This window comes from Listeria monocytogenes, from assembly GCF_041765605.1.
In the GTDB taxonomy this organism is placed as follows: Bacteria; Bacillota; Bacilli; order Lactobacillales; family Listeriaceae; genus Listeria; species Listeria monocytogenes_D.
This window is the reverse complement of the sequence record NZ_CP168900.1, coordinates 807,469-820,590: the sequence shown is the minus strand read 5'-3', so window position 1 is coordinate 820,590 and position 13,122 is coordinate 807,469. Positions and strand designations below refer to the sequence as shown.

Here is a 13,122-nt window from a genome sequence, read left to right as displayed (position 1 = left end):
GAGAATCGCTCATCTCTGTTTTTTTAATTTCGTTTAAATGGCGCTTCTACATCTAAACTTATTAAATCTGTATATGTTTGCGGTTTTCGGTAGGCATTTCCCCACGTTTCATTTTCCCGGTAAGTTCGAATCTCGTCTAAATTAAATTCAGCAATAAAAATACCTTCTGAAACGTCGTCTGTTTCAATAATCGTATTATCGCGGTAATCCCCATTTTCATCAAAAACAATCGGGGAAAAAGCAGTGGATCTGCCCCATTTTTCGCCAGGATAGTTTGCCATCGCTACGCCAACCATGTTTTCAAAAGCACGAGAATTTAGTTGATTCAATCTGGCTGGATTCATATCGCATGCATTTGGAACGAGGATAATTTCTGCACCTTTTAGCATGAGAACTCTGGCGCTTTCTGGAAACTCGCGATCATAGCAAATCATGACCCCCAGCTTAATACCATCAAACTCACAAACTTTAAATTCCTCGCCACTTTGTAGTAATATTTCTAAAGAAAAATCACACGTATGGACTTTGGCATAGTCTAAAATTATTTCTCCTTTTCGGTCAATAATAATAGCAGTATTTTGTATTTTTTGTTCCGTTTTAGACAAATACGTAGCGCAAATGCCAATCTGCAACTCTTTGGCAAGTTTTTTCAGCGTTGAGACATATGCACTGTCTGCTTCGATTGCTTCATTTAACCACTTGAATCGTTCTGCACCAAAACCAGTAGCTAGTGGATGATTAAAAGCATCTTCAAAAGGTGGTGCATAACCGTTTGACCACATTTCTGGGAAAAGTACTAAATCTGCTCCTTTTTTATGTGCTTCTCTTATATATTTAATGGCTAATTTTAAATTGGCTTCCTTATTATTTGGTACTGCTTTTTGTTGGATTAATGCGATTTTTATAGTAGTCATATAGCGCCTCCCATTATTAAATCTTCATGTTATTATAACATTTATTCTTGGAAACAAAAAAACACCAACAACCCGAAAGTTATTGGTGTTTGCCATATAAAAACTTACATGCCACCCATAAAGAATGCTGTTGTTAGTTCTTGCATGAATGCCATATCGTTTTCCATTTTCCATAAAGAATCGTCATCTGGATCTGCTTTTAATTTAAGTGTAACTGTTTTAGCTTCTGATACTGCATCTGCGTTTTGAACAGCTTTCGTATAGATCTCCATTGTTTTTTCAGCCATTTTTTGATCATCTGTTGCAAGAGATGGATCAGCTGTTGCTGCTTTTGTTAATTCTTCTACTAATTCTGTTTGAACGCCTTTCATATCAAGCCCTTTAACAGCGAATTGAATTTCTGGACTTTCTTTGTCGTCATTTGTTACTTTAGTAGTATACGAAGTTTTTTCGTTTACTTGTTTGCGAAGTGCATCATAAAACTCATCCACTTGTTTGTCTAAGTTTACATCACTAGAAAAGCTTGCTGTAAATGTACTGATAAAGCTTTCTTTAAAACTAGTTTCAAATTCTTTTTCGAATTTAGAACCATCTTCACCGTATACATCTTTTACTTTATCCGTATCTTTATTGTAAACTACGGCATTAACAGTGATTTCCCCTGCTTTTTTTGGTTCTACCCTTGATGCGCCGCCACATGCACTTAATACAAGTACCATTGCTAGCACAAGAACCATACTAAATAACCCTTTTTTCATTAGTAAATCTCCCTTTCTTATTTGAATTCCACTTCATTGTACAGAATGAAAAGGGAAAAGCCAACTATTTCACAAAAAGTGTCATAAATTGTACATATTTCTGAATTAATTGAGGTGAAAGACTTGAATAAAAAAACAAATGCGTGTCGGATTTTAGATAAACAGAAGGTAAACTATGAACTACGTGAGTATGCGTGGAGCGAGGATGCCCTTGATGCGCTTCATGTTGCGGAAGAAACAGGGAATAATCCCGCACAAATTTTTAAAACCTTAGTCCTGACTGGTGACAAAACAGGAAATATCGTTGCGTGTATACCTGCCAATAAGACTTTGCATTTAAAACATTTGGCAAAGATTAGCGGCAATAAAAAATGTGAATTGATTGCGGTGGATACGCTAGAGAAGCTGACTGGCTATATTCGCGGTGGATGTTCACCGATTGGAATGAAGAAATTATTTCCAACGTTTATTGATAACAGCGCTGAATCGCTTGATACCATACTGATTTCGGCTGGAAAAAGAGGATTACAAATCGAACTAGCCCCTACTGATTTGAAAAAAGTAGTACGTGCGGAGTTTGCGATGATTACGGAAGAATAAAGTTTTTACAAGGGAGTTTCATTTTTATGGATATATCTGTTTATGTTGCAAGTGCATTTAGTAAGAATAATAAAGGTGGCAATAAAGCTGGTGTCGTATTAAACGAACCAACACTCACCACCGCTCAAAAAATGACCATCGCTAAACAACTAGGCTATGCGGAAACTGCCTTCCTAACAGAATCTAACTGCGCTGATTTTAAATTAGAATATTTTACCCCAAAAGAAGAAGTTGCTTTATGTGGTCATGCGACAATCGGTACTTTCGCGATTTTGATGCATTTAAATAAAATTCATAAGAGCCGGTATACAATTGAAACAAATAGCGGTGTCCTTACGATTACGATAAAAGAGGATACTATCTTCATGGAACAAAATCAACCAACTTTTTATGATACAATTCCCCCCAATAAATTAACAGGTTGTTTTGACTTAAATTTACTAAATACTAACTACCCTATTCAAATTGTGTCAACTGGTTTAAAAGATATATTAATTCCAGTTAAAAGTGAAGCAGATTTATATGCCCTAGAGCCAAATTTTGAAAAGGTTAAAGAGGTCAGTAAGCAGTATGAAGTTGTTGGAATGCATCTGTATACTTTTAGTGATGACCGGATTATTTGTCGGAATCTTGCTCCTCTTTTTGACATTAATGAAGAAGCTGCGACTGGGACCTCTAATGGTGCTTTAGCTTGTTATCTTTATCAACATCAATACTTACAAAAAGAACTTTATGTATTTGAACAAGGACACTCGCTACACTCCCCTTCCGAGATTTTAGTTAAATTAGATGTAACTGGTAATAACGAAATAGCTCGTGTATATGTAGGCGGCAATGGGTATTATAGTGAAACTAAATATTTAAGTATTGAATAGAAAAAATCCGCCCCGAGCAAGGGGCGGATTTTTAATTAGTCATTATCTGTTTGAACATGCTCGCTACTTGATGCAACATGTTTCACTTTTTGTGCAATGGCGCCAACTGGATCTGCATCCCGCGCTTGTTTTACTTTGTTTCCAATCATTTCGACTGGGGCGCTTTCTCGTACTTGTTTTGCTTTACCAAGGATTTTTTCTCTTGGGTTGAATCGTGTGTTTGTTTCTTTCTCTGTGACTACTTCTGTCGTTTCTAGTTGTTTTCTTGCTATAGAGAGCATTAATTTGATTCGATTTAGTTGGTTCACAGAGCTTGAGCCGGCATCGTAGTCAATGGACATGATGTTAGCTTCTGGATACATTTTTTTAAGCCCTTTAATCATGCCTCGACCAGTAATATGGTTTGGCAGGCAAGCAAATGGTTGTAAACATGCGATATTTGGTACGTTACTATCGAGTAATTCAAACATTTCCCCTGTTAAGAACCAGCCCTCACCCATTTTATTTCCGAGTGATAGTAATTGACTCGCTTTTTCAGCGATAGATTCGATACTTGCTGGTGCTTCAAAGCGTTCACTTTTCTTCAGTGCATCAGTTACTGGTTTGCGGAATTGATTAATGAGTGGAATCGCAACGCTTTGTTTCGCGAATGATTTTACTTTGGAACGACCAAATGTATTGGCTGCAAAGTGATCGTCATAACAACAATATAAAATGAAATCTGTTAAATCGGGAACAACCGCTTCTCCGCCCTCGTCTTCAATAACATCAACAATATTGTTATTAGCACCCGGATGGAATTTCACGAGAATTTCTCCAACGACACCAACTCTAGGCTTCACTTCATTTGTTATTGGTAAGTTGTCAAAGGCGCGAACCATTTCATTTGCTAATTTTTTATATGCTCCAAAAGAGTAATTTTCCATTAACGCACGACCAGCATCGAGATAATGACGGAACATTTTATTCGCGCTCCCTGGCTCCACTTCATATGGTCTAGTGCGGTAAAGCATCCGGTCGAGCGCGTCACCTAAGCTAATTCCGGCTAGGAAACGAACAAGAACTTTTGGCGTCATTTTAAAGCCTGGTTGTTTTTCTAAACCGTTGGCGTTAAGAGAAATAACTGGGATATGATCCAGGCCAGCTTCTCCGAGTGCTTTTTTCAGCATCGAAATATAGTTGGTAGCCCGACATCCACCACCTGTTTGCGTCATCAATACAGCTAAATTATTTACATCATAATCGCCGTGTTTCAGTGCATCCATCATTTGTCCAATCGTTAAAATTGCTGGATAACAAGCGTCATTATTGACGTAACGTAAGCCCTCATCCACTGCGCGCGGTGTAACTGCTGGTAACACTTCCAAGTTATAACCGCCCACTTTACAAGCAGCCTCTAACATTTCAAAATGGGTTGGAGCTAGCTGTGGCGCTAAAATAGTATATGTTTTCTTCATTTCCTTTGTAAATAATGGACGTTCTTTTGGTTTCGACATAATCCCTGGTTTCACGTTGTTTTTCTCACGTTCTTCCATGGCTGCTTTTAAGGAACGAACTCGGATACGTGCGGCACCAAGGTTGTTGATTTCATCGATTTTTAGTAATGTGTACACTTTGTTATGCCCTTCAATGATTTCTTGGCACATATCTGTTGTAATCGCATCAAGTCCACAACCAAAAGAGGTCAATTGCACAAATTCTAAATCTTCACTTTTAGCAGTAAAGCTGGCTGCACGATACAGTCTTGCGTGATATTTCCACTGATTTTCAACCCGAAGTTTATGGTCCATTTCTCCAAGATGAGAAATCGAATCTTCGGTAAGAACCGCCATGCCGTTCATTGTAATGAGTTCTGGAATTCCGTGGTTTACTTCTGGATCAATATGATATGGATGCCCTGCAAGAACAATCCCTTTGATTTTGTTTTTCTTAATGTAAGTAAGTGCCGCTTCGCCTTCTGCTTGAATGTCTTTACGGCAAAGTTCTGCTTCCTCTAGCCCTGCTTGAACTGCTTTTTCCATATCTGCGGCTGGGACTTCTGGGAAAGCGAGACTCATTTGTTCGATTAATGCTTTTTCATTATCTAAAGTTAAAAACGGACTAATCATTGGAATATTTTTCTCTTCTAAAGCATCCACATTGACACGAATAACTTCTGGGTAACCAGCCACAACTGGACAGTTAAAGTTATTCGTTGCTTCACCAAATTCCGGTTTTTCGTAAACGACAGATGGGTAGAAAATGCGATCTGCTTTTTTCTTGATTAAATCCATAATATGACCGTGTGTTAATTTGGCTGGAAAACAAACTGCTTCGGAGGCAATCGTTTCGATACCTTTGTCGTATAGGTTTTTGGATGATTTCGATGATAAAACCACTCGGAAACCTAAGTTCGTTAAAATCGTATGCCATAGTGGATAGTTTTCAAAAACGTTCAATGCGCGTGGAATACCAATGGTCCCTCTAGTTGCTTCTGATTTTTTCAGCGATTTGTAATCAAAGGTACGTTTTAGTTTATACGCATATAAATTGGGCAGTAAATTACGCTTCGTTTCGACACGTTCCCCGCGTTCACAACGATTTCCACTAACAAACATCCGGTCATCGCCAAATCTTGTCACTGTAAGCTGACACGTGTTACTACAAAGATTGCAGCGCGACTGCGAAGTTTCTGCGCTAAATTCACGTAATTTTTCTAATACGAGCATCTCCGTTACTTCGCCAGTTTCGTAATGTTCGCGGGCAATTAAAGCGGCCCCGTATGCGCCCATCATTCCGGCGATATCCGGTCGAACTACTTCACGTCCAGTTAACAGTTCAAAAGCACGCAAGACTGATTCGTTGTAAAAAGTTCCACCTTGAACGATTACTTTTTCGCCAATGTCTTTCGGACTGCGGAGTTTGATTACTTTTTGTAACGCGTTTTTTACGACTGAATAAGCAAGACCCGCAGATAAATCTTCCATGCTCACGCCTTCTTTTTGCACTTGTTTCACTTTGGAATTCATGAAAACGGTACAACGGGAACCTAGGTCTACAGGAGCTTTTGCTTCCAACGCCCGAGCCGCAAACTCTTCAATGGATAAATTAAGTGTTTGCGCAAATGTTTCAAGAAACGAACCACACCCGGCCGAGCAAGCTTCATTAAGCATCAAGCTATCCAGTGCGCCTTTCTTAATTTTCATACATTTCATATCTTGTCCGCCAATGTCTAAAATAAAATCAACATCAGGTAAAAATTCACGAGCAGCACGATAATGCGCCACTGTTTCAATTTCGCCAACATCAATTTTTAGCGCGGCTTTAATAAGCGACTCGCCGTAGCCTGTAATTCCAGACTGCGCAACTCGAACTTTTTCCGGTAAAATTTCATATAAATCACTCGTTGCGTCAATAACTGATTGAAGCGGATTCCCATTATTACTAGAATAAAACGAGTAAAGAATTTCATTGGTTTGGCTCATTAAGATTAATTTGGTCGTGGTTGATCCTGCATCAATGCCTAAATAAGCATCCCCTTCATAATCTTCCAGTTTTGTTCGTTTGGCTTTCATTTGATTATGACGCGCACGAAAATCTTCTAAGTCTTCTTGCTTTTCAAAAAGTGCTGGTAAAATGACCGTATCCGTCGCCATCGTGGTCATATCCATATTGGAAAGTCGGTAAATCATATCATCTACTTTTAAAGGTACATCATTTAATCCAGTAAAAGCTGTTCCAAGTGCAATAAAATATTCCGCGTTTTGAGGCGCAATAATATCACTATCTTTCATCTTCAATGTTTCTGTAAAACGATAGCGCAACTGATCAAGGAAAGTAAGTGGTCCTCCAAGAAACGCTACTTTTCCGCGGATTGGACGTCCACAAGCAAGCCCACTAATCGTTTGTGTCACGACACTTTGGAAAATGGAAGCGGCTATATCTTCTTTTCTGGCCCCTTCATTAAGTAACGGTTGCACATCTGTTTTGGCGAATACGCCACATCTGGAAGCAATCGGATAAATCGTATTCGCATTTTGCGCCAGTTCGTTTAAACCTGTTGGATCTGTTTGAAGTAGCGTGGCGATTTGGTCAATAAAAGCACCCGTTCCACCCGCGCAGGCATTATTCATTCTTTGCTCAATTCCACCACTGAAATAAATAATCTTCGCATCTTCCCCGCCCAGCTCGATTACTACGTCTGTCTCTGGAATTACTTGCTCCACTGCTTCCGTACAAGCAATTACTTCCTGCACAAAAGGTACATTCAAGAATTTAGAAATCGCTAATCCGGATGATCCCGTAATTTTGAATGTCATTTCTGTCATACCACATTTTTTTTGCATATCCTGCATGATTTCTAATGTAACTTTTTTAATGTCTGAATAATGTCTTCTGTAGGTTTGAAATAAAATATCCCCCTGGTCATTAAGTGCTACGGCCTTTGCTGTTGTTGATCCCACATCTAATCCTGCATGAATCATTTTCTCATCCCTTTCATTACGCACTACTTAATATGTATGTAACTTCACATATTATCCGTCATTTGTACGTTGCTTCACATAAATAGTTATTTTTAAAAATGAGTGAGTACTCACTCGATATGCGAGAATACGACAAAATGCTCTAAACACCTCTCATTCTACACGATTTTTTTCATTTGTAAAGAATTTCGCGGAGCATTTTCATGCCGAAAAAAAGCAAGCATTCCCTAAAATAGCTCCATTTAGCGAATGCTTGCTCAGTTATTAATTATGTCGAATTTTTGTCTTTCGGTTGGATGCTTTTAAAACTTGATAAGCGATAGCTAAAATCAAGAACCATACTGGTGTAACGAAAAGTGCTATTCTTGTATCTGCGGCAAAACCGAGGATAACTAGTAATCCTCCGAAGAAAATCAAGCTAACCCAGTTCATTAAAGGCGATAAAGGCATTTTGAATTTACTTTTTTCTGCGATTTCTGGATGTTTATGGCGAAAACGTAAATGCGCCACTAAAATAATACCCCAAACCCAGATAAAGCAAATCGTCGCGATACTTGTTACTAAAATAAATACTTGTTCTGGTAAGAAATAATTTAAAAACACACCGATAAGTAAACATGCTGTAGAAGTAATTAATGCCGTTGCTGGAACCCCATTAGAGCTCAAATGATGCATTTTTTTCGGTGCTTTTCCTTCTGCTGAAAGAGTGTAAAGCATCCGGCTTGTACTGAAAATCCCACTATTACAGGAAGACATAGCAGCCGTTAACACCACAAAATTAATAATGCCGGCAGCTGCAGGAATCCCGATCATCGAAAAGACGCTTACGAATGGGCTTGTGTTTGGATCAATATTGCTCCACGGATAAATCGACATTAATACGAGTAACGCACCAATATAAAAGATTAAAATCCGAATCGGAATATTATTAATGGCTTTTGGAAGTGTACGTTCTGGATCATCCGCTTCTCCTGCAGTAACCCCAACAAGCTCAATTCCGACAAAAGAAAATGTCGCCATTTGGAATGCTAGCAAGAACCCGGCAATTCCATTCGGGAAAAAGCCACCATAATCAACTAAATTAGAAAATGATGCTGTACTTGTGCCATGTTTGTAACCAATGAATACGAGTACAAATCCAATAACAATTAAGGCAATAATAACAACCACTTTAATAATCGCAAACCAAAATTCGATTTCACCAAAAGCTTTAACGGTTGCTAAGTTGAACAATAGAAGTATTAAAACACATGCAAGTGCTGGAATCCATTGCGGTAAGTCTGGCACCCAAAATTTTACGTACATGCCAACTGCTGTAATTTCTGCAATACCTGTCACAATCCAACAGAACCAATAGGTCCAACCAGTAATAAAGCCAGCCCACGGTCCAATAAATTGCTCTGCAAATTCTGTAAATGATCCTGTTGTTGGGTTATGTATTAATAATTCACCCAAAGCTCTCATAACAAAGAATAAAATAGCCCCAATAATTAAGTAAACTAACATGATAGAAGGTCCGGCTAAATGAATTGACTTCCCTGCTCCTAGAAAAAGCCCTGTACCAATTGCTCCGCCAATCGCGATTAACTGAATGTGTCTATTTTTCAGTCCTCTTTGCAATTCTTCTTTTTGCTCTTCCATCCTAATTCATCCCTTTCGAGTAATTAACAAAATAAAGTGCCGAGTTAATTCAGCACTTTATCGATCAATCTACTTCTCTACTTTACCAATTTATAAAGGGATTAGCAATCTTTTTATGTGTTTGTATTGGTCTAGACAGTTGATAATACTATCTTAATATCATTAGTAAGAAATAATTTTTTCACAAACTTTTTAGAATTCTGCAGCACTTTCCTGCGCTACCGCTTTAGCAGCTGCAACGATTTCCGCTTCTTTGCTCGGATTGTGATCAATTCCTTCTACAAAGATGGATGGTACAACGTTAATGCCGATAAATTGTAAAATAGTACGTAAATAAGGTTCTCCGTGAGTAAATGAACTTGTTGGTCCAGCAGAATAAATACCACCGCTACCATGGATTAGGATTGCTTTTTTATCTTTTAAAAGTGCTTCTGGACCGTGGTCAGTATAACGGAAAGATTTTCCAGCAACTACAAAAGTATCAATATAAGCTTTTAATAATGGCGGAATTCCAAGGTTCCAAAGTGGGAACACAAATACATATTTGTCCGCTGCTAGGAATTGCTCTGTAAGCGAATTATAGGCGTTTAATTTTTTTTGTACATCTGGCGCTAAATCAGTGAAAGCTTTTCCAGCTTGTAATTCTCTGCCAGCTGTCATTAATTCTAAATCTAATAGTGGTACTTCTGTATTATATAGAACTAATTCTTCTACTGTATCAGAAGGATTTTTGGCTTTATATTCAGCCATAAATGTTTCGGCAACTTGCGAGCTTCTTGATACTTCATTTGGAAGTGGTGACGCTTTAATAAATAGTACTTTTGACATTATGAACACCTCATCGATTTTATTTGTTCCTTCTATATAATAGTACTATCTAGGGAGCTAGTCAATTTGATTTTCAGTAAATAAACATTGACATTTTCACTAGTCATGCTAAGATAAATACAGAATTCTAGAGTGTATTGCTCGTTTATAATACACTAATCGTTCACCGATACACTAAATGGAGGTTTTATAATGAAGCGTATTGACCGTATTTATGAATTTATTTTAGAAAATCCTTCCACTAAGACCATTCGCGAGCAATTAGAGAAGAATGAAGGCTTTACAGCTAGTACTATTTCAGAAACATTGTCTATTTTGAGAAATAACGTCAGCATGGAATTGAACGAACTTCACAGACAAGGAAAAATCATTAAAATCGTTGGCCGACCAGTGCTTTATTTTCCTAAAAGAGCTGTTGAAGATGAAATTGGACGCACTCTTTCCGATAATGAATTGGAGTTTGATAGCTGTGAGTCCCTTTTAAAAATGCTGAAACCAAGCATTGTCGAAAGAAGCCCTTTTGATGATTTAATTGGCGTTAATGACAGCCTTAAAACCCCTGTAGAGCAGGCCAAAGCTGCTGTACTCTATCCACCAAATGGTTTACATACAATGATTCTCGGACAAACTGGTGTTGGTAAGACACTTTTTGCTAATTTAATGTATCGTTTTTCGCAACATGCCAAACGTCTTCCTGCCGATGCACCATTTATTATTTTTAACTGCGCCGATTACTATAATAATCCGCAACTTTTGATGTCCCATATTTTTGGTCATGTGAAAGGTGCTTTTACCGGTGCTGACAATGACAAAGGTGGACTTGTAGAAAAAGCGGAAGGTGGAATTTTGTTCCTTGATGAAATTCATCGTCTCCCCCCAGAAGGTCAAGAAATGATTTTTTACTTGATGGATTCTGGTACGTATAATAAACTCGGCGAAACCGACCGGACCCGAAAATCAAACGTTTTAATTATCGGAGCTACTACCGAAAATCCGGAATCTTCGCTTTTAAAAACATTTATGCGTCGTATTCCGATTATTATTACGCTGCCAAGTTTGGAAGAACGTACGGCGTTTGAGCGTGTCGAACTGCTTAAATACTTACTTTCTAGCGAAGCACATCGCGTTAATAAACCGATTCGTATTGAAGATGAAGCTGCCAAAGCGCTGATTGGTAATACGACTTACGGAAATATTGGGCAATTAAAATCCAACATCCAACTCGTTTGCGCACAAGGTTTCCTTAATAGTTTTGACAAAGACGAAGAGATTTTGATTGATTTTAAAACGTTACCGATTAATATTAAAGATGGTTTCTTCCACTTTAGTAACCGCCGTAAGGAACTTCAAGCAATTGCGGAATACTTGGAGCCATATACGACTATTTTCCCTGAAATGAATAATACGTTGATTACGTCGGATGAATATGAACCGAATTTCAACCTTTACAAAATCATTGAAGATAAAGCATCGATTTTAATGGATCAAGGTGTGGAAGATGATGATATTAAGAAATTTATTAAGATGGACATTGATATTCACCTTAATAGCTTTTACAACAAGTTTAAAAATACAATCCACAATCGGGAAAATATTTTAAAAATTGTCAATGAAGAAATCCTGAATTTTGCGGAGGGTATTGAGCTACGCATTGAACATCAGCTTGGCAAAAAGCTAAATGAGCGCTTCTTACTGGCATTTAGCCTGCATCTGACTTCTTTTATTAAACGAATTGAAAGTAACAAACCGTTAAAATATACGAATATCGAAAATGTAGTCAATGATCAACCGGAAGCTTATGAATTATCACGTGAAATTAAGGATGATATCGAGGCTACTTTCCACATTCGCGTTCCCAATATGGAAGTGATGTATTTAACGCTTCTAATTAGTTCTCTTTTAAAAGAACAGGAAAATGCTCGCGTCGCCGTACTTGTGGCAACACATGGGAACAATACAGCGAGTAGCATGGTTAGTGTTGCGAAAAAACTACTTGGTGAAGGACTTGTGGAAGGAATCGATATGCCACTTGATCAAAGTCCGAAAATCGTGCTTGATAAATTAACCGAGCGTGCGAGAGAAATGGATATGGGGCGTGGTCTACTTCTTCTAGTCGACATGGGCTCTCTTACAAGTTTTGCTCCGGTCATTTCGGAACGCACTGGTATTCCGGTTCGCTCGATTGATATGGTATCTACGGCTACCGTTATCGAAGCAGTTCGCAAATCTAATATTCTTGACATGGAACTCGACAGTATTTACGATTCCTTGAAAGATTTCCGCGGCTATGGTGGCTATAATTCGGATGACGATACACTCGACTCCAATCAAAAACCACATGCTATCGTTACGATTTGCGCAACTGGCGAAGGTACTGCAGAAAAATTACAACTGTTTATCGAAAATATTTTAGATACAATCACAACCGATGCTATTAAAGTAATCCCGATTGGCTTGCATGAAATGGATACGAAGTTGGAGCAGCTACAAGAAGAAAATGATATTTTGATGGCGGTCGGTATTCAAGATCCGAAAATCCAAATCCCCTTCATCCCGCTCGAACGACTTTTCGGAATTGATGGCGAGGAGCAACTTGTTAGCCTCGTGAAACAACGCAACATTATCGTTAAAAAAGGCGAAACTGGTCGCATCGCAAAAGAAATTATCGAAGAAAGTCTTAATGAATTTCTTACCTATCTCAATCCGAAGAAAACGATTGAAATTCTTAGCTCGTTTGCTAGCGTGCTAGAGAAAAAACTAGGTTACAAACTTGATAACACCTTTAAGATTAATCTACTCATTCATGTTGGTTGCGCATTAGAACGTATGGTTTTAAACGATGGCTTAATTTACCGCGAACCAAAAAACATGCTTGAAACAGATATTTTTAAAGCACTAGAACAAACAAACAAAGAAGTAATCTACAAAATGAACTTAAAACTCACGAATGATGAACTCTGTTATTTGTACGATATTTTGAACGAAATCCAACCAGAAGTACTTTCATAATATCAAAAAAGCCCTTTTTCTAATTAAAAAAAGG

The 13,122-nt window shown here is 38.1% G+C and carries 8 protein-coding genes; 3 read left to right on the top strand and 5 right to left on the bottom strand.

From position 1 onward, the window contains the following. Nucleotides 1-23: 23 nt before the first annotated feature. Complete coding sequence (locus AB2Q86_RS04125; RefSeq protein WP_012581725.1) at nt 24-914, bottom strand: carbon-nitrogen hydrolase family protein; 891 nt, start codon at nt 912-914, stop codon at nt 24-26. A gap of 104 nt (nt 915-1,018) precedes the next feature. After that, nucleotides 1,019-1,672, bottom strand: coding sequence for a DUF5105 domain-containing protein (locus tag AB2Q86_RS04120; RefSeq protein WP_003730068.1), 654 nt, complete (start codon nt 1,670-1,672; stop codon nt 1,019-1,021). Nucleotides 1,673-1,795: 123 nt separating this feature from the next. On the opposite strand from AB2Q86_RS04120, the gene ybaK reads away from it, so the two are divergent. Further along, nucleotides 1,796-2,272 (top strand): Cys-tRNA(Pro) deacylase, encoded by a 477-nt coding sequence (ybaK, locus tag AB2Q86_RS04115; RefSeq protein WP_012581726.1) that lies wholly within the window; start codon nt 1,796-1,798, stop codon nt 2,270-2,272. Nucleotides 2,273-2,298: 26 nt separating this feature from the next. Beyond that, a complete protein-coding gene (locus tag AB2Q86_RS04110; RefSeq protein WP_012581727.1) occupies nt 2,299-3,147 on the top strand; it encodes a PhzF family phenazine biosynthesis protein in 849 nt (282 codons plus the stop codon). A 35-nt stretch (nt 3,148-3,182) separates the two neighbouring features. Here AB2Q86_RS04110 and AB2Q86_RS04105 read toward each other — a convergent pair whose 3' ends face one another. The 3 genes from AB2Q86_RS04105 to AB2Q86_RS04095 form a co-directional block, all read right to left on the bottom strand. Beyond that, nucleotides 3,183-7,610, bottom strand: coding sequence for a 2-hydroxyacyl-CoA dehydratase (locus AB2Q86_RS04105; protein ID WP_012581728.1), 4,428 nt, complete (start codon nt 7,608-7,610; stop codon nt 3,183-3,185). Nucleotides 7,611-7,874: 264 nt separating this feature from the next. Beyond that, nucleotides 7,875-9,251: an amino acid permease gene (locus AB2Q86_RS04100; RefSeq protein ID WP_012581729.1), complete on the bottom strand. Its 1,377-nt coding sequence runs from the start codon at nt 9,249-9,251 to the stop codon at nt 7,875-7,877. Between the two features lie 192 nt (nt 9,252-9,443). Further along, nucleotides 9,444-10,079: an FMN-dependent NADH-azoreductase gene (locus AB2Q86_RS04095; RefSeq protein WP_003735954.1), complete on the bottom strand. Its 636-nt coding sequence runs from the start codon at nt 10,077-10,079 to the stop codon at nt 9,444-9,446. Nucleotides 10,080-10,271: 192 nt separating this feature from the next. Between AB2Q86_RS04095 and AB2Q86_RS04090 the strand changes: the two genes are divergently transcribed. After that, a complete protein-coding gene (locus AB2Q86_RS04090; protein WP_003730063.1) occupies nt 10,272-13,088 on the top strand; it encodes a sigma 54-interacting transcriptional regulator in 2,817 nt (938 codons plus the stop codon). The last annotated feature ends 34 nt before the right edge of the window (nt 13,089-13,122 follow it).

Coding starts and splice junctions, on each gene's coding strand:
- AB2Q86_RS04110 (WP_012581727.1), top strand. CDS start 2,299: ATGGATATATCTGTTTATGTTGCAAGTGCATTTAGTAAGAATAATAAA.
- AB2Q86_RS04100 (WP_012581729.1), bottom strand. CDS start 9,251: ATGGAAGAGCAAAAAGAAGAATTGCAAAGAGGACTGAAAAATAGACAC.
- AB2Q86_RS04095 (WP_003735954.1), bottom strand. CDS start 10,079: ATGTCAAAAGTACTATTTATTAAAGCGTCACCACTTCCAAATGAAGTA.
- AB2Q86_RS04125 (WP_012581725.1), bottom strand. CDS start 914: ATGACTACTATAAAAATCGCATTAATCCAACAAAAAGCAGTACCAAAT.
- AB2Q86_RS04120 (WP_003730068.1), bottom strand. CDS start 1,672: ATGAAAAAAGGGTTATTTAGTATGGTTCTTGTGCTAGCAATGGTACTT.
- AB2Q86_RS04105 (WP_012581728.1), bottom strand. CDS start 7,610: ATGATTCATGCAGGATTAGATGTGGGATCAACAACAGCAAAGGCCGTA.
- AB2Q86_RS04090 (WP_003730063.1), top strand. CDS start 10,272: ATGAAGCGTATTGACCGTATTTATGAATTTATTTTAGAAAATCCTTCC.